The sequence below is a fragment of the Micrococcaceae bacterium Sec5.8 genome (genome assembly GCA_039636775.1).
GTDB lineage: Bacteria > Actinomycetota > Actinomycetes > Actinomycetales > Micrococcaceae > Arthrobacter.
Window position 1 is genome coordinate 2,970,184 of sequence record CP143429.1, and the last position, 16,632, is coordinate 2,986,815.

Here is a 16,632-nt window from a genome sequence, read left to right on the forward strand (position 1 = left end):
CCAATCCCTGAGGGCTGCGGGACGCCCTCTCCGGGCGCCCGGGGGCTACCCTGTAACGAGCCAGAGGAGGCCCATTGTGATCGCACAGCTGCGTATCTGTGTTCCGGACGACCTGTCCGCCGCTGTGGTGGACTGCTGCACCGGCGAGCTCGGCGTCGCGGAAGTTTCCCGCCAACATGGTGCCTCCGTCCTCCCGCCCGGTGACATCATCGATGTGCTCCTGGCCCGGGAGTCAGTGGAGCAGCTCGTGGAGAAGCTTCAGGCCCTCGATGTCCAGGAGCGGGGTTCGATCGCAGTCACCATGCCGGAGCTGGTGCTCTCCGACCGGGCAGACAAGGCTACAGCCGATGCCCCCGGGGAAGGAGCGGATGCGGTTATCTGGGACGAGGTTTCCCGGCAGACCGGCGAAGACTCACGGCTCACGTGGAGCTTCCTGGCCTTCTTGATTCTTGCGACCCAGCTGGCTGCCATCGGGATCGTCACGGATTCGACCATCGCCATTGTGGGGGCCATGGCAGTAGGACCGGAGTTCGGCCCTCTGGCTGCCTTGGCCGTGGCCCTTGTCCGGCGCCAGTGGCCGCTTGGCCGCAGTGCGGCCGTGGCGCTTGGTGTCGGCTTTCCGGTGGCGATGCTGGCGGCTGCGCTCACGGCGTGGCTGTCCGTGCCGCTGGGGCTCTTTCCGCGCGATGTGCTCGACCGCGGATCCGCCGTCGAGTTCATTTACCATCCCGGCCCCTATTCGCTCATCGTCGCGGTGCTCGCGGGCACCGCGGGGATGCTGTCGGTGATCAGCCGGCGGTCTGCGGCGCTGGTCGGTGTGTTCATCTCCGTGACGACGGTCCCGGCCGCGGGGTTCGTGGCGGTGTCGTTAGTTCTCGGCGAATACCAGAAAGCTGCCGGCTCCGCCCTGCAGCTGGGGCTGAACCTGGTGGGAATCGTGGCGTCCGCCGTCGCGGTGCTGATCTTTTACCGGCTGGTCACCAAGCGCCTTCCCCGGGGCGCCGCCGCCCGGTTGCGGCGCAAGGCCCTCCGCTCCGGAAGCTGAGCGGGCCGGCCGCACCGCGGCGGGCGGCCGGCTCAGGAGCAGAACGACGGCGGCCTAGTCCCAGTCCGTGCCTGCCAGGAGCCGCTCCCGGAACATCGGCGCCATGCTGGCGGTGTAGGTCCGGCTCATGTGGTTGTCGTCCAGATAGACGAACATGTTTCCGACCGCTCCCGGGCAGTCGGTCGGCTCGCAGATCAGGTCCGTCATGTCGATGGTGGCCACGCCCGGAGCCGCTTCCCCCAGCAGCTCAAAGGGACTTGCTGCCGCGAAGAGACTCTCCCGGCTGGGTCTGCACTCCCGTGCGTCCACGCCTTTGGTCACGACGCAGTCCGCCATGTTGAAACCGAAGCGGGGGTTGTCCCGCACGAGAACCACGTCGATTCCCAGGTTCTTCCAGGCTTGAAGGCTCGACTTCAGGCCGGGGATGAGTCGCTCGCCGGGCGAGGAGGGCGCCGCAGCCGTGCCGACCACCACAATGGCGTCCGGCGGGTTTCTTTCGACCTCGGCGGTGACCTTGGTGTTGAAGCTGTCGCATTCAGCATTCTGGTGCTGGTCGGTCGTGCTCGGCTTGCAGCCTCCCATCAGCATCGCGTAGAGCCGCCAGCCCTTCTCCGTGCTGACCGGCGTCATGGCCGGCAACCACTGCTCGGCGTGGGAATCACCCACAACGAGGATGGTTCTCGCCCCGGGATCGGTTTGGCCATTTTCAAAGCACGCGTCCCTAAGCCCTGAGTCCTGCGGCTCCAGCGTGCCTTTGCAAGGGTGCGGAAGGCTCGCCCAGTCCTTTCCGAGGTTTTCCGGGGCTGGAAGCAGGACGGCGTCAGCCTCTGCCTGATTCACAAATCCCGGCAGCAGGGCCGGGGCACCAGGATTGTTTTGTGCGGCCTTGGCGAGCACCGCCTGGTTCTCGAAGTAGAGGTTGATTTGGACTCCGGCGAGGGGCACGGCTGCGACGGTCAGGGCTGCTGTGATCGCAATGACGGCGCGCCGCCGCTTGAGTTCCGGCCATCTCCACTGCCGCCAGGGCTTCTCGATGAAGCGGGTGGTGAGGTAGGCCAGAGCCAACGAGAGAGCAATGACAACGGCACCCGTCAGCGGCCCCGCGGAGTCGCGGCCGGTCCAGGCCAGCGAGATCACCAGGACGGGCCAGTGCCACAGGTACAGCGCGTAGGACATGTCCCCCAGCCGGACCAGTGGCCCGGTGCTGAGGAAGCGGTCAACTCCGAACTTGCTGCCGGTCTGTCCGGCGACGATCACGCAGGCAGCGGCGAGGGTGGGCCAGAGCGCGATGCTTCCCGGAAAGGATGCCTGGACATCGAGGACGAAGCCGCAGCTAAGCATCGCCGCCAGGCCGAGCCAGCCGAGCCAGACCCGCCAGCTCCGGGGTATCCGGAGCGACGGAAGGGCCAAAGCCACCAAGGACCCCAGCGCAAACTCCCAAAGCCGCGCAGGGGTGTCAAAATACGCTTCTGTCTGGTTGGCGGCGGTGAAGGCCATTGATCGGGTCAGCGAAATGACAAACACGAGCGCGAAAATGTAGCAGAGCAGGGCACGGTATTTGAGTCTGAAGTGCCTCGCGGTCAGCGCCGCTCCCACGAAAATAAGCGGCCACAGGATGAAGACCTGTCCCTGGATCGACAGCGACCAGAAATGCTGGAAGGGGCTGGCCAGGCCATGGTTCGAGGCGTTGTAGTCGGTGGCCTGGGCCTGCAGGAGCCAGTTTTCGGAATAGAACAGCGAGGCCCAGCCCTGGCCGATGACGTCCAGCCAGCGGGTCCGGGGCAGGAAAAGGACGCTGGCGGCGACCACGGCGGCCACCACGACGGCAGCAGCAGGGATGAGGCGCCGGAACAGATGCAGCCAGTGTTTGAGCAACGCCGTCGGCCGGCCGTCGTAGTAGCGTCCAACGAACTGCAGGGTCATCAGGAAGGCCGAGACAAGCAGGAACACGTCCACACCGCCGGAGACGCGGCCGAACCAGATGTGGTATGTCATCACCATGAGCACAGCCAGCGACCGCAGGCCCTGGATCTCAGGCTTGAAACCAGGCGCCCGGCCCGGCCGGGATGGGGAAGCTCGTGGCACGGGTGTGCGAAGCCTTGTTTGCTCCGTCATCTTCACCTCTCGCCAGGGAACGTAATGGAAGACCGTTCCCCCGGAAAGCCTGGAGCGACCACTTTACGCAAAGCTCAAGGTGTATGACCAATCGCCGCGGCGCACCCGGCCCCGATTCATCCACGAGCGGCTGTGCGGTTCCTGCGTCAACCGGGCACAGAAAAGGGACGCCCCGGCGCAGCGGCCGGAACGTCCCTGATCATGGGTGTTAGTGCTGGTGTCCCGCGTGCTGGTCTTCCTCGGCCGGCTTCTCAACCACGAGGGTTTCCGTGGTGAGCACCAGTGCCGCGATGGAAGCTGCGTTGCGCAGGGCCGCACGGGTGACCTTGACGGGGTCGATGACGCCGGCCGCGATCAGGTCTTCGTATTCGCCGGTCTTGGCGTTGAAGCCCTGGTTGTTGGCGGATTCGGCCACCTTGGCGACGACGACGTATCCGTCGAAACCGGCGTTCTGGGCGATCCAGCGCAGCGGCTGGGTCAGGGCCCGGCGGACGATGCCGACAGCGGCAGCCGCGTCGCCTTCGAGGGCCTTGACGGCGGGGTCCTCGTCCAGCGCCTTGAGGGCGTGGATCAGAGCGGCGCCGCCGCCGGCGACGATGCCTTCTTCCAGGGCAGCGCGGGTCGAGGACACGGCGTCTTCGATGCGGTGCTTCTTTTCCTTCAGCTCAACTTCGGTGGCAGCGCCGACCTTGATCACGCCGATGCCGCCGGCCAGCTTGGCCAGGCGTTCCTGCAGCTTTTCCTTGTCCCAGTCGGAGTCGGTGCGGGTCAGCTCGGCGCGCAGCTGGGAAACCCTGGCTGCAACATCCTCGGCTGAACCGGCGCCGTCAACGATGGTGGTGCTGTCCTTGGTCACCGTGATGCGCCGGGCGGTACCCAGCACCTCCAGGCCGACCGTGTCCAGGCTCAGGCCCAGTTCCGGCGAGACAACCTGCGCGCCCGTGAGGGTGGCGATGTCCTGGAGCATGGCCTTGCGGCGGTCCCCGAAGCCGGGAGCCTTGACGGCGACAACGTTCAGGGTGCCGCGGATGCGGTTGACGATCAGCGTGGAGAGTGCCTCGCCGTCGACGTCCTCGGCGATGATGAAGAGCGGCTTGGAGCTCTGCAGCGCCTTTTCCAGCAGCGGCAGGAAGTCCTGGACAGAGGAGATCTTGCCCTGGTTGATCAGGATCAAGGCGTCTTCGAGGACTGCTTCCTGGCGTTCCGCGTCGGTGACGAAGTACGGGGACAGGTAGCCCTTGTCGAACTGCATGCCCTCGGTGAGGACCAGTTCGGTCTGCGTGGTGGAGGATTCCTCGATGGTGATCACACCATCCTTGCCGACCTTGCCGAATGCCTCGGCGAGGAGCTCGCCGATCTCATCGCTCTGCGCGGAGATCGCAGCGACGTTGGCGACCTGGTCGCCTTCGACCGGGCGGGCGTTCTCCAGCAGGCGCGCGGCGATGGCCTCGACCGAGACCTCGATGCCGCGCTTGATCTGGCCCGGCGCTGCGCCGGCCGCGACGTTGCGGAGGCCTTCCTTGACCAGGGCCTGGGCCAGCACGGTGGCGGTGGTGGTGCCGTCGCCGGCGACGTCGTTGGTCTTGGTGGCGACCTCCTTGGCGAGCTGTGCGCCAAGGTTCTCGTAGGGGTCATCCAGTTCGACTTCACGGGCGATGGTGACGCCATCGTTGGTGATCGTGGGGGCGCCCCACTTCTTGTCCAGCACGACGTTGCGGCCGCGCGGGCCGAGGGTCACCTTGACCGTGTTGGCGAGCTTATCGATGCCGGCTTCAAGCGACCGGCGGGCAGCGTCGTTAAACGCAAGCTGCTTTGCCATGGTTTTGTCCTTTCAAAGACAGAACCCCGCGCAACTGACCCGTCAAAGAAGGATCGGCGGCGCGGGGTCCAAGAGAGTTACTTTACGACGATCGCCAGAACGTCGCGGGCGGAGAGCACGAGGTACTCAGTGCCGCCGGTCTTGACTTCAGTTCCGCCGTACTTGGAGTAGATCACGACGTCGCCAACGGTGACGTCGATCGGAACGCGGTTGCCGTTGTCGTCAAAGCGGCCGGGGCCTACTGCAACAACTTCGCCTTCCTGGGGCTTTTCCTGCGCGGAGTCCGGGATGACCAGGCCGGAAGCCGTAGTCTGCTCGGCTTCGAGCGGGCGGACAACAATACGATCCTCAAGAGGCTTAATAGAGACCGACAATGACCTCTCCTTTTCGTCAGCAAATTCGTGGACTTTAAAGCTGTGGTGCCAAGGCGTACAGACCGTCGTCGCGGTGCCGGCAGCAGCCTGGCTGATAAAGCTTCAGGTGTTAGCACCCTCCTAGGGAGAGTGCTAATGATGACTCTATGTAAGGAGTTAGCACTCGGTCAAGGCGAGTGCCAGAATTACGTTCGCGGTGAACGCCGGGCCCGCGCCAGCCTACTGTTCGCCGAGGTCCGCGAAGTCCACGTCCTCGCCGTCCGGGCCGCCGGCTCCGGCGTCGTTCCGGTGCCGGTAGAGCAGCAGTCCGGCGCCTGCGGCCAGGGCACCACCGGCGATCAGGAAAGCGATGCCGCCGGTGCGGGCCGCGGCGTAGGTGTCCCGGATGGCCCTGGCTTCGTCGGTGGCGTCCGAAACATCGGCGCCGCCGACGGAATAGACGGTGGCGTTGAAGGAGTCCAGCAAGAAGATGATGACCAAAAGCGCCGCGCAGACCACCGTGATGCCAAGTCCTGCGATGAGGGCCGGCCGGGCGTAACGGGCGGCCGCCCGGCGGGCGGGGCGGCCGCCGCCGGCGCCCTGCCCGCCAGCACTCTCTTCCGGGCTTGCCGCGTCCGGGCTCTCCGCCGGGCCGCTGTCATCCATGCCATTAAGCCTATCCCGCGCATGGCCGCAATCACCCTCTGAACTAGGCTTGATCCCATGGCTGACGCACCGCAGGACCAGATTGCCCCGCTTCTCAACCCCGAAGGCTGGGAGCTGTTGGCATCGCTGGGCCCGTACCGGGAGGACGAGGCGTTCCGTCTCAACGCCTCCCTCCGGAAGGCCGGCCACTCCCCCGGACTCGTCTCGGCCGTTCTCACCCAGTCCCGGCTGCGGACCAAGGCCGAAGCGAAGTTTGGCGAGTTCGCCCGCCAGATGATCTTTACCCAGGCGGGCCTGGAGCAGGCCACCCGGCTGCCGGTGGCGGCACGGCACGCCCAGCGTTTCGCCGGGGCCGGCGTGCAGCATGTGGCCGACCTCGGCTGCGGGCTCGGCGGCGACGCCATGGCGTTCGCGTCGCTGGACATTACCGTCACGGCCGTGGAGAAAGACGAGACGACGGCGGCGTGCGCCACCGTGAACCTGATCCCCTTCCGGAACGCCACTGTGGTCCACTCGGACGCGATGACGGTTGCCCTCGACGGGATCGACGGTGTCTGGCTCGACCCGGCGCGCCGGACCACCTCCACGTCGGGTACGAAGCGACTGTGGGACCCGGAGGACTTCTCCCCTCCCCTGTCCTTCGTCGAGTCATTGGCCGGGTCGGGCCTGGCCGTAGGCGTGAAAATGGGCCCGGGCATGCCGCACGGCTCGGTGCCGGCGGACTGCGAGGCCCAGTGGGTCTCGGTAGGCGGGGATGTCACCGAAGTGGCGCTGTGGTTCAACGCGGTCCGGCGCCCCGGAATCCGTCGGGCAGCCTTGGTCCTGGGCCCGCAGGGTGCCGCGGAGATCAGCAGCACCGAGGACTTCGGCGCCGGCCCGGTGGCCCCGGTGGGTCCGGTCGAGGGATACCTCTACGAGCCCGACGGCGCCGTCATCCGTGCCGGGCTGGTGGCCGATATTGCCCTCCGGCTCGACGGGCACCTCGTGGACGAGCACATTGCCTACATCTGCGCCCCGGAACTGCGGGACACCCCCTTCGCCCGGGCGTACAAAGTCCTGGACGTCATGCCCTACAACGTCAAAGCCCTCAAGTCCTGGGTCAAGGACCAGGGCATCGGCGTGCTGGACATCAAAAAGCGCGGCACCTCTGTCACTCCGGAGGAGCTGCGCAAACAACTCCTGCCCGGCGGCAAAAACAAAGCTAAAAAAACGGCCACCCTGGTCCTCACCCGGATCGGTGACGAGCGGGTGGCCGTTTCGGTCGAACCGGTCTAGCGTCGGAGCCGCGGCCTGCTACTGGGCCCGCATGAAGTCCTCGGCTGCCTGGATCTGCGCTGCTGTGGGCCGGGTTCCGGTGTAGAGCACAAACTGCTCCAGCGCCTGGATGGTGGCCACTTCCGCGCCGGTGATGACGGTCTTGCCGGCCGCGCGGGCGGCCCTGATCAGCGGCGTCTCAGCGGGCAGCGCGACGACGTCGAAGACCACCTTCGCGGCGTCCACCGCCTTCTGCGGGAAGGACAGGGAATCGGCGTCGGGGCCCCCCGCCATACCAATGGGTGTCACGTTGATGATCATGTCGGCCGCCCCCGCTGCGGTCGTGTCGATGCCGGCGCGGAAAGCGAACCCGTACTGTCCGGCGAGCGCCCGTCCGGCGTCCTGGTTGCGCGCCATCACGGTGACGTCTTTGAAGCCGGCGTCCCGCAGCGCGGCCACGGTCGCCTTGGCCATGCCACCGGAGCCCTGGACCAGCACCGAATAGTCCGTCGGTACGGCGTTGCGCTGCAGCAGCTGCTCAATGGCCGTGTAGTCGGTGTTGTACGCGGTGAGGGTACCGCCGTCGTTCACGATGGTGTTGACCGAATCGATGGCTTTAGCGGACGGGTCCATCACATCCACCAGCGCTATGACGTCTTCCTTGTACGGCATGGACACGGCACATCCGCGGATCCCCAGACCCCGCACGCCGGCGATCGCCTGCGCGAGGTCCGTGGGGGCGAAGGCCTTGTAGATCCAGTTCAGGCCGAGCTGTTCGTACAGGTGGTTGTGGAAACGCGTCCCGTTGTTACTCGGCCGGGCCGAGAGCGAGATGCACAGGGTCATGTCTTTATTCAGGATGGGCACCCCTCCATTAAACGACAAGCCGCCCCGGCGTGGTCTGCTCCGCCGACCAGCGCAGGCTTGGGAGAACTTATGTGAACACTTTCACGTCTTCACCGCCCGCTGGCCACCGGCTCGATGCCGGCCCTGCACTAGACTTGAGCCACCGTTGCCTCGCCAACTGTCCGGCACATCCGCCCAAGACGAAAGCCGGCCGGGGCGAAGAAACGGACGGCACAACTGTGAAGGGACCACATGAAGATTGAGTTCGCTTCATCCAGGCAATCAACTCTTGGTGTGGAATGGGAACTGGCCCTCGTCGACGCGGACACCGGGGAGCTGGCGTCGGTAGCCAAAGAGGTCCTCCGCGGGGTCGCGGCGAAACACCCCGAGCTCAATGAAGACGATGAGCACCCGCACATCAAGCAGGAGCTGCTGCTCAATACGGTGGAGCTGGTGACCGGCATCTGCACCACGGTGGCAGAAGCGAAAGCGGACCTGGGCAGTTCACTCGCCGCCGTCCGTGAGATCACTGATCCGATGGGCGTCGAGACTTTCTGCGCCGGGAGCCACCCGTTCAGCCCGCCGCAGCTCCAGCCGGTGACGGACAAGGCCCGTTACGCCAAACTGATCGACCGCACGCAGTGGTGGGGCCGCCAGATGGTGATCTACGGCGTCCACGTGCATGTAGGCCTGGACAGCCGGGACAAGGTCCTTCCCGTCCTGGACGGCCTGGTCAACTATTTCCCGCACTTCCAGGCCCTGTCCGCGTCCAGTCCGTTCTGGGGCGGCGAGGACACCGGCTACGCTTCCCAGCGCGCCCTGATGTTCCAGCAGTTGCCCACCGCGGGCCTGCCGTTCCAGTTCTCCAGCTGGGAGGACTTCGAGTCCTACGCCCAGGACATGTTTACCACCGGGGTTATCGACTCACTCTCCGAAATCCGCTGGGACATCCGTCCGGTTCCGCATTTCGGCACCATCGAGATGCGCATTTGCGACGGCCTGGCCACCCTTGAGGAAGTCGGGGCGATCGCGGCACTCACCCAGTGCCTTGTCGATGAGTTCTCCACCACGCTGGATAATGGCGGCACCATCCCCACGATGCCGCCCTGGCATGTGCAGGAGAACAAGTGGCGTGCGGCCCGCTATGGCCTGGAAGCCATCATCATCCTCGACGCCGACGGCAACGAACAACTCGTGACCGAGCACATCCGGGAGACGGTGGCGCGCCTGGAACCGGTCGCCGTGAAACTGGACTGCGTTGCCGAGCTTGCCGACGTCCTGAAGATCATCGAGCGCGGCGCCGGTTGCCAGCGGCAACGGCGCGTGGCGGCGGAGCACGGCGGCGACCTCCGCGCGGTGGTGCTGGATCTGGTCCAGCAGATGCGCAAGGGACCCGAGGCCTAAACCGGTGCGGGCCCCGGCGGCCCGCCTCAGGCCGAGACGGTGGTGACAGGCATCGAAGAATCCGGTGCGAACCCGATCCCGCTCGGTTCCACCCCGGCCATCACCAGCTGGGCGCCCAGCGCGGCGACCATGGCACCGTTGTCTGTGCACAAGGCCAGCGGCGGCACCGTCAGGCGGATGCCCGCAGCGCTGCAGCGCTGTTCGGTAAGCTGGCGCAGCCGCGAATTGGCCGCCACCCCACCGCCCAGCAGCAGCTCGGTGATGCCGTGCTCCCGGCAGGCCAGCACCGCCTTGGACGTGATGATATCCACCACGGCCTCCTGGAACGCCGCCGCGACGTCCGCGACCGGCACCGCGTCCCCGCGCGCCTCGAATTGCTCTACGCAGCGGGCGACGGCGGTTTTGAGTCCGCTGAAGGACCAGTCGTAGCGGTGCGGACCGGGTTCTTCCGCGGTGCCCATGTACTTGGGCTGGCTCAAGCCGCGCGGGAAGCGGATCGCCTTCGGGTTGCCGGTGCGGGCCAGCTTGTCGATGGCCGGTCCCCCCGGGTAGCCAAGGCCCAGAAGACGCGCCACCTTGTCATAGGCTTCACCTGCTGCGTCGTCGATCGTGGAACCGAGCAGCTCAACGTCGCCGGTGATGTTGCGGATCCGCAGGATCTCCGTGTGCCCGCCGGAGACCAGCAGGGCCCCCAGGTTCTCCGGCAACGTGTTCTGCGGGGACCCGGCGAAAGCTTGCGGGCCGCCGTCGTCCGTCCGGAGCAGACCGACGCCGACATGCGCGACGAGGTGGTTAATGGCGTACAGCGGTTTGCCGGTGGCGACGGCGAGCGCCTTGGCCGCACAGACACCCACCATCAGGGCTCCCGCGAGCCCCGGACCGGACGTGACTGCGATCGCGTCGATGTCCTGCAGCGTCACCCCGGCCTCGGCCAGCGCCTCGCGAAGCGTTGGAACGAAAGCGTCCAGGTGGGCGCGGGAGGCGATTTCAGGAATCACCCCGCCGAACCGGACGTGCTCGGCCATGGACGAGGACACGGTGTTCGTCAGCAGCTGCGTGCCGCGGACAATCCCGACGCCGGTCTCATCGCAGGAGGACTCGATCCCCAGGACCAGTGGCCCGGCATGCTGGGTGCTGTTCATCGGCTGTCTGCTTCCCTGGGCGTGGTGTCGGGTTGGCGGCCGTCCAAACCGGCGGTGCCGAGCCGGAGCCGCATGATCAGTGCATCGACGCCGTCCCGGTAGTAACGCGGCCGGACGTGGATTTGTTCGAATCCGTAACGGAGGTAAAGCTGTTGCGCGCGGGGGTTGTCGGCCCGGACCTCCAAGAGGACGTCCTGCGCCCCACGCTGCCGGCTTTCCCGGATGAGTTCGGTGAGGAGCGCCGAACCGATGCCCTTGCCTTCCTGCTCGGGAACGACGGCGATGGTCTGGACGTCCGCGATCGGCTCGATGCACATCAGCCCGGCATAGCCGACAATCCGTCCGGCAGCTTCGGCTACGAGGTAGCGTCTGGTCTCGGCCTGCGCCAGCTCAGCGACGAACATGTGCAGCGGCCAGGCATCCACGGGGAACAGTGCCCGCTCCAGCTCATGGACTGCGGGGACGTCCGCGGCAGTCATGTCCCGCAGGGTCACATCCGCGGGTAATGCAGGTCCTGCATGCTTGCGCATGTTCTGTCCGGTGTTCTCTCCTGCGCTCTGTCCTGCGTTCTCGGTGTTCACAGCGCCCTCTTCCGCGGTCCGGGGACCTGGGCGTCGGACTCTCGCAGGTAGAGCGGGGTGGAATCGAGCAGTGTCTCCCCTGCCGCCAGCCGGGCCAGGGCGAACTGGCCCAGGGAAAGGGCTTCCGGCTGGCGGGCGCTGAATTCCGGCACGGCCGTGACAACGTCGGCATAGAGGCCGGCTCCGGCGCCGTAGACCGGGAGGCACGGGAGCTCCGCCGCGGCACCGACGTGCGGGCCCTCCAGCAGCCGGGGCAACTGGCCGGGGCTAAGGCCGTACCGGGCCCAGTAAACCTCTTTGCGCCGGGCATCCGTGGCGACGAGGAATTCCTCGGCCGCGTCGGTGGATTCCGCCACCTCCAGGGCGATGGCGTCCAGGCTCATGAGGCCGTACAGCGGTTTGCCCCAGACGAACGAGAGCGTCCGGGCCGTAACGATCCCCGACCGCAGCCCGGTGAAGGGGCCCGGTCCCACCCCGGTGACGATCGCGTCGACGTCGGCGCCGGTGAGCCCGGCCTCGTCGAGGAGAGCCTCAATGCCCGGGGCCAGGACTTCGGCGTGGCTTCTGGTGTCTGCGGTGGCAAAGCATCCCACGACGGATTCCGGGGTGTCGTCGGAGACGAGCGCGGCGCTGGCCACGGCTGAGGTGTCGATGGCGAGGATCAGCATCAGGTCACTTCCGGAGTCTGGGGCGAGGTCAGGCTGGGGGTTTCCCGCGCCGGGGGCAGGACGGGCGGAGATGCCGCGGGCAGAACCGGCGGATGCTCCCAGCGGGGACCGAAGCCGCGGATCACGACGGTGCGGGGTTCGTCGTCGTCCCCGGTGTCGAAGTCCAGGGTGCCTGGCTCCGCTGCGTTGCTGGCCGGGGCGCTGGCACTGCCGCCCATGCTGCGGACCAGATCAATTTCGAGCCGGTTCTCGCTGAGATGCTCCACCCGGCCACGGCCCCACTCCACTACGGTCACGGCGCTGTCGAGGGTGTTTTCCAAGTCGATATCGTCGATTTCCGAGGCGGATCCCAGCCGGTACGCGTCGACGTGCACCAGGTCCGGGCCGCCGGGGCGGGGACCGTCGGGCAGGTTCGGGTGGATGCGGACCAGCACGAAGGTCGGTGAGATGATACCGGCCCGCACCCCAAGGCCCTCCCCCAGACCCTGGGTGAAGGTGGTCTTTCCCGCGCCCAGTTCACCGGTAAGCACCAGCAGGTCACCGGCCCGGAGCTGGGTGCCGAGCACGGCTGCCAGGGCATGGGTTTCCGCCGCGGTCCCGACCTCAAGGGTCCGCTCCCAGGCCGCGGCGCTCACTCGGCGGACCCGTCGCGGGCAGGATCTTCGTTGACGTAGCGGCGCGGCACCCGGGGGCTGATCCGGGTGACAATCTCGTAATTATTGGTGCCCGCCGCGCGGGCCCAGTCCTCTGCGGTGGGCCCGCCGTCGCCGCCGTCGCCGAACAGGACGGCCTCGGCGCCCAGGACGCTGGATCCGCCGGCGGAGACGCTGAGCGGACCCAGGTCGATGACCATCTGGTCCATCGCAATACGGCCCACCACAGGATAATTCACGCCCTGGACGCGGACCGGTCCGCCGGTGGCGATCCGGGGGACCCCGTCGGCGTAACCCAGCGGGATCAAGCCAAGGGTGCTGGTGCCGCGGGTGCGGTAGTTCAGACCGTAGGAGACGCCCTGGCCGGCAGGCACATCCTTGCAGTGCGAGACGACGGTCCGGACCGTCATGGCCGGACGCAGGCCCAGCTCATCCGAAGTCTGCCCCTCGAACGGCGACAGTCCGTAGAGCCCAAGCCCCACCCGGACCAGGTCAAAGTGGGTGTCGGGCCGGGAGAAAGTGGCTGGAGTGTTGGCGAGGTGCCGCACCTCGGGATCAACGCCGGCGTCCCGGGCGATGGCAAGCGCGGCACGGAAGGCTGCCAGCTGTTCGTCGGTTTCCGGGCGCTCGGGTTCGTCCGCGACGGCCAGGTGGGAGAACACGCCCACCACCCGCAGCAGGCCTTGGTCCTGGTATTCCATGGCTTCGCCGACAAGGCCGTCCCAGGCGTCCAGGGTGGCTCCGTTGCGGCCCAGCCCGGTGTCCACTTTCAGGTGCACACGGGCCGGCCGCTCCTGCTCACGGGCGGCCGCCACGATGCGCTCCAGCTCCCAGCCCGAGCAGCCGATGTCGATCCCGGCAGCGACGGCCGCTGCGAAGTTGCTCTCCGGGGTGTGCAGCCAGGCCAGGAGCGGGGCGTCGATTCCGGCGGCGCGCAGGGCCAGGGCCTCGGAAATGTGGGCGGTGCCCAGCCATCGGGCGCCGGCGCTGAGGGCTGCCCGGGCCACCGGCACGGCACCGTGGCCGTAGGCGTCGGCCTTGACCACTGCCATGACCTGGGCCGGTGATGCCACGGCGGCAAGGCGGCGGACGTTGTGCCGGATTGCTTCAAGGTCGATTACTGCCGAGCGTTCCTCGGCATAGGCCGGCTGTGCCTCCGGACCGGGCTGGGCGCCGCCTGTTGCTGCTGGGTAAGTCACTTAACGATTCTAGGGGTGGCTGCGCATGCGGCTTAATTCAGGGCCCGGCCGCTCGTTCCCCCAGCACCACCGGACATGCCCATCGCTCGGAAACCAGCACCGGATATGCCCATCGCTCGAAAACCAGCACCGGACATGTCCATCGCTGGTGCCTGCCACTGGACATAAGGGCATTATGCCCATCCGCCGGCCCGGAAGGTGGGCATGTCCGCCGGAAGGTGGGCATGTCCGCCAGGAGGGTGGGCATGTCCGCCAGGAGGGTGGGCATGTCCACCGGGAGGACGCCGCCGGGAACCGTGCTACGCGTCGGAAAGGTGCGCGATGGTCGCCGTCGCCCGCCGTTGCGCCTCCTGCGGCACGTCCCGGATGATGTCCTCGAGAAAGCGGTAACGCCGCAGCCACTGGCTGCTCTGCCGCTCCTTCCGGGCGTTGGCTCGCTGCCACCAGTCGGCGATGTCCCCCCACCCGGGTGCTGCCAATGAGCCGCCGACTTCCTGCACGGCCAGGGCGGCGCAGAGATTGGCGAAACGGAGCCTGTCACCGAGCGGCCAGCCGGCCAGGCAGCCCACAATGAAAGCAGCGCCGAAACAGTCACCCGCCCCGGTCGGATCGAAGGCGGACACCGGCAAGGACGGCACCCACTCCTCCTCACCCGTGTCGGAGTCCACGGCCATGGCCCCCTGCGGGCCCAGGGTTACGACGGCGACCGGGACCCGGTCCGCCAACGCGTAGAGGGCCGCCCACGGGTTGTCGTGGCCGGTGAAATTCATCGCCTCGTGCTGGTTGGGCATGAAGGCATGGAAGTACTGCAGGTTATCGAGCCGGGAGGAGGCCCAGGCGCCGGTGGGGTCCCAGCCGACGTCGCCGAACAGCTGAACTCCCGCACGGTGCGCGTCGAGCGCCCACGGCTCCAGCTCCTCGCCGAGCTCCGCGACGGCGGCGAGCGCCGGCGGCGGACAGCCGACCAGTTCGCTGGAGCTCACCGGGGCCGGGTGGCCGTGGGTCACCATGGACCGGTCGTGCTCCACGCTGAGGGACACTGTGACCGGCGAATGCCAGCCCGCCACGCGCCGGGACAGGGACAGGTCCACGTGCTCCTGCCCGGCCAGGATCTTCCAGTTGTAATCGCCGTACCCGTCGTCGCCGAACGCGGCTGCCAGACCGGTCCGCAGCCCCAGCCGTGAGGCGGCGATGGCCTGGTTGGCCACACCGCCGGGGCAGCTGCCCATCCCCTCGCTCCAGATTTCGGTTCCGGCGACGGGCCCGTGCGGCAGGCCGGTAAAGATGATGTCCTGGAAAACAGTCCCGGTCAACAGCAGATCGAGGCCCTCCGCCGCCGGGTCGCGGACGGAGCAAAGCGGGTCAAAACGCCGCGCCGGAATCGCGTCCATGTACCGCACACTACGCCGTCCCGGGAGCGCTGGATAGGCGTTCCCCGGCCGCTAAACCGCCCCTCGCGCATAGACTGTCGGCATGCGGCTGATGATTGCCGGGGGCGGTGGATTCCGGGTACCGCTGGTCTACCGGGCGCTCTGCGCGGGCCCCTTCGCCGGGTTGGTCCGGGAACTGGTGCTGTACGACGTCGATTCCGGCCGGCTCGCCGCCATCAGCGCAGTCCTGGCCGCCTTCCCGGATGACCGCGCGCGTCCGGCAGCCGCTCCCGTGGTGCGGCCCACCACGTCACTGGCCGAGGCGTTGCGCGGCACCGATGCGGTGTTCGCGGCGATCCGGCCCGGCGGGACGGCCGGGCGCACCGTTGACGAGCGGGTGGCCCTGGACCTCGGGCTGCTGGGCCAGGAGACGACCGGAGCGGGCGGCATCTCCTACGCGCTGCGGTCCATCCCTCGCATGCTGGACCTTGCGGCCCAGATGCAGCGCCACTGTCCGGAGGCGTGGCTACTGAACTTCACCAACCCTGCCGGCATGGTCACCGAGGCGCTGGTTCCGATGCTTGGGCCCAGGGTAGTTGGCATCTGCGATTCGGCCAGCGGGCTGGTGCACCGGGCAGCGCGGGCGGCTGGAGTTCCGCTGGGGGAGGGAACGCTCGACGGCGTCGGGTACTACGGGTTGAACCATCTCGGCTGGCTGTACCGGCTGGAGTCCGGCGGGGCCGACGCGCTGCCGGGGCTGCTGGCTGACGCCGGCGCTTTGGCCGGCTTCGAGGAAGGGCGGCTGTTCGGGCAATCCTTCCTCGCGTCCCTCGGCTGCCTCCCCAACGAATACCTCTACTACTACTACGAGACCGGGCGCGCTTTGGCCAGCATCCGGTCCTCCGCCATGACCCGCGGTGAGTCCATCGACCGGCAGCAGTCCGGGCTTTATCCACGTCTCGCCGTGGCGGGCCCGGACGCCTACCGGTTGTGGGATGCCGCGCGCCGGTCCCGTGAAGAGGGCTATCTCGCCGAGGCCCGGACCGGCGGCGAACGCCGGGATGAAACGGATTTGACCGGCGGCGGCTATGAACGGGTCGCCCTCGCCGTGTTGCGCGCCCTCGCCGGCGGCGGGCCCGCCGAGCTGATTTTAAACACCTCCAACAGCACCAGCGGCTCCCCCGGCGGCGTACCTGCGATTCCCGGGCTGCCGGTGGACGCCGTCGTCGAGGTTCCCGGCAAGGTGACGGCCGACGGCGTCGTCCCCATACCGCAGGGACGCCCGCCGGCGGTGCAGTTGGCCCTCCTGCGGCAGATCAAGGACGTCGAACGGTCCGTCGTCGCGGCCACCCGCCGGGGCGACGGGTCAACGGGGCCGGAACGCCGGGACGCTGCCCTGGCGGCGTTCGCGGGGCATCCACTGGTCGGCTCCGCGGCCCTCGCCGGAAAACTTCTGGCCGGGTATGAAGAGGCGTTTCCGGAATTGCGGGAGCTTTGGCGCCCGGAGGGGTGAACCG

At 67.7% G+C, this 16,632-nt stretch carries 15 protein-coding genes; 4 read left to right on the plus strand and 11 right to left on the minus strand.

Annotated features, from left to right (window positions below):
• Positions 1–76 precede the first annotated feature (76 nt).
• On the plus strand, positions 77–1,045 hold the full coding sequence (locus VUN84_13535; GenBank protein XAS63311.1) for a DUF389 domain-containing protein: 969 nt from the start codon (positions 77–79) through the stop codon (positions 1,043–1,045).
• 54 nt (positions 1,046–1,099) lie between these two features.
• On the opposite strand, the gene VUN84_13540 is transcribed toward VUN84_13535, so the two are convergent.
• The 4 genes from VUN84_13540 to VUN84_13555 form a co-directional block, all read right to left on the minus strand.
• Positions 1,100–3,160, minus strand: coding sequence for an acyltransferase family protein (locus VUN84_13540; protein XAS63312.1), 2,061 nt, complete (start codon positions 3,158–3,160; stop codon positions 1,100–1,102).
• Positions 3,161–3,368: 208 nt separating this feature from the next.
• Positions 3,369–4,979 (minus strand): chaperonin GroEL, encoded by a 1,611-nt coding sequence (groL, locus tag VUN84_13545; protein ID XAS63313.1) that lies wholly within the window; start codon positions 4,977–4,979, stop codon positions 3,369–3,371.
• Between the two features lie 77 nt (positions 4,980–5,056).
• A complete protein-coding gene (groES, locus tag VUN84_13550) occupies positions 5,057–5,353 on the minus strand; it encodes a co-chaperone GroES (GenBank protein XAS63314.1) in 297 nt (98 codons plus the stop codon).
• Positions 5,354–5,572: 219 nt separating this feature from the next.
• The gene (locus VUN84_13555) at positions 5,573–5,998 is read right to left on the minus strand and encodes an LPXTG cell wall anchor domain-containing protein (GenBank protein ID XAS63315.1); all 426 of its coding nucleotides are present in this window, start codon (positions 5,996–5,998) and stop codon (positions 5,573–5,575) included.
• A gap of 57 nt (positions 5,999–6,055) precedes the next feature.
• On the opposite strand from VUN84_13555, the gene VUN84_13560 reads away from it, so the two are divergent.
• The gene (locus VUN84_13560) at positions 6,056–7,273 is read left to right on the plus strand and encodes a class I SAM-dependent methyltransferase (protein XAS63316.1); all 1,218 of its coding nucleotides are present in this window, start codon (positions 6,056–6,058) and stop codon (positions 7,271–7,273) included.
• An 18-nt stretch (positions 7,274–7,291) separates the two neighbouring features.
• Here VUN84_13560 and VUN84_13565 read toward each other — a convergent pair whose 3' ends face one another.
• Complete coding sequence (locus VUN84_13565) at positions 7,292–8,119, minus strand: shikimate 5-dehydrogenase (GenBank protein ID XAS63317.1); 828 nt, start codon at positions 8,117–8,119, stop codon at positions 7,292–7,294.
• Between the two features lie 231 nt (positions 8,120–8,350).
• Between VUN84_13565 and VUN84_13570 the strand changes: the two genes are divergently transcribed.
• The gene (locus VUN84_13570) at positions 8,351–9,502 is read left to right on the plus strand and encodes a glutamate--cysteine ligase (GenBank protein ID XAS63318.1); all 1,152 of its coding nucleotides are present in this window, start codon (positions 8,351–8,353) and stop codon (positions 9,500–9,502) included.
• A 26-nt stretch (positions 9,503–9,528) separates the two neighbouring features.
• Here the strand turns inward: VUN84_13570 and tsaD are convergent, their stop codons facing one another.
• The 6 genes from tsaD to VUN84_13600 all read right to left on the minus strand — a co-directional run bounded on the left by tsaD (position 9,529) and on the right by VUN84_13600 (position 15,136).
• The gene (tsaD, locus tag VUN84_13575; protein ID XAS63319.1) at positions 9,529–10,644 is read right to left on the minus strand and encodes a tRNA (adenosine(37)-N6)-threonylcarbamoyltransferase complex transferase subunit TsaD; all 1,116 of its coding nucleotides are present in this window, start codon (positions 10,642–10,644) and stop codon (positions 9,529–9,531) included.
• Complete coding sequence (gene rimI, locus VUN84_13580) at positions 10,641–11,174, minus strand: ribosomal protein S18-alanine N-acetyltransferase (protein ID XAS65864.1); 534 nt, start codon at positions 11,172–11,174, stop codon at positions 10,641–10,643. The genes tsaD and rimI overlap by 4 nt, the downstream gene beginning before the upstream one ends.
• 47 nt (positions 11,175–11,221) lie before the next feature.
• Positions 11,222–11,893: a tRNA (adenosine(37)-N6)-threonylcarbamoyltransferase complex dimerization subunit type 1 TsaB gene (gene tsaB / locus VUN84_13585; protein XAS63320.1), complete on the minus strand. Its 672-nt coding sequence runs from the start codon at positions 11,891–11,893 to the stop codon at positions 11,222–11,224.
• On the minus strand, positions 11,893–12,528 hold the full coding sequence (gene tsaE / locus VUN84_13590) for a tRNA (adenosine(37)-N6)-threonylcarbamoyltransferase complex ATPase subunit type 1 TsaE (GenBank protein ID XAS63321.1): 636 nt from the start codon (positions 12,526–12,528) through the stop codon (positions 11,893–11,895). Before tsaE ends, tsaB begins: the two co-directional genes overlap by 1 nt.
• Positions 12,525–13,745: an alanine racemase gene (alr, locus tag VUN84_13595; protein ID XAS63322.1), complete on the minus strand. Its 1,221-nt coding sequence runs from the start codon at positions 13,743–13,745 to the stop codon at positions 12,525–12,527. The genes tsaE and alr overlap by 4 nt, the downstream gene beginning before the upstream one ends.
• Positions 13,746–14,044: 299 nt before the next feature.
• A complete protein-coding gene (locus VUN84_13600; GenBank protein XAS63323.1) occupies positions 14,045–15,136 on the minus strand; it encodes a PfkB family carbohydrate kinase in 1,092 nt (363 codons plus the stop codon).
• Between the two features lie 82 nt (positions 15,137–15,218).
• Here VUN84_13600 and VUN84_13605 point away from each other — a divergent pair, with 82 nt between their 5' ends.
• Positions 15,219–16,628, plus strand: a complete 1,410-nt coding sequence (locus VUN84_13605) for a 6-phospho-beta-glucosidase (protein XAS63324.1) — start codon at positions 15,219–15,221, stop codon at positions 16,626–16,628.
• Positions 16,629–16,632 lie beyond the last annotated feature (4 nt).

What these genes read in the sequence shown, in the direction of transcription:
- groL (XAS63313.1), bottom strand. Translation starts at nt 4,979, where the DNA reads ATGGCAAAGCAGCTTGCGTTTAACGACGCTGCCCGCCGGTCGCTTGAA.
- VUN84_13560 (XAS63316.1), top strand. Translation starts at nt 6,056, where the DNA reads ATGGCTGACGCACCGCAGGACCAGATTGCCCCGCTTCTCAACCCCGAA.
- tsaB (XAS63320.1), bottom strand. Translation starts at nt 11,893, where the DNA reads ATGCTGATCCTCGCCATCGACACCTCAGCCGTGGCCAGCGCCGCGCTC.
- VUN84_13555 (XAS63315.1), bottom strand. Translation starts at nt 5,998, where the DNA reads ATGGATGACAGCGGCCCGGCGGAGAGCCCGGACGCGGCAAGCCCGGAA.
- rimI (XAS65864.1), bottom strand. Translation starts at nt 11,174, where the DNA reads ATGCGCAAGCATGCAGGACCTGCATTACCCGCGGATGTGACCCTGCGG.
- VUN84_13605 (XAS63324.1), top strand. Translation starts at nt 15,219, where the DNA reads ATGCGGCTGATGATTGCCGGGGGCGGTGGATTCCGGGTACCGCTGGTC.
- VUN84_13540 (XAS63312.1), bottom strand. Translation starts at nt 3,160, where the DNA reads ATGACGGAGCAAACAAGGCTTCGCACACCCGTGCCACGAGCTTCCCCA.
- tsaD (XAS63319.1), bottom strand. Translation starts at nt 10,644, where the DNA reads ATGAACAGCACCCAGCATGCCGGGCCACTGGTCCTGGGGATCGAGTCC.
- VUN84_13600 (XAS63323.1), bottom strand. Translation starts at nt 15,136, where the DNA reads ATGGACGCGATTCCGGCGCGGCGTTTTGACCCGCTTTGCTCCGTCCGC.
- VUN84_13570 (XAS63318.1), top strand. Translation starts at nt 8,351, where the DNA reads ATGAAGATTGAGTTCGCTTCATCCAGGCAATCAACTCTTGGTGTGGAA.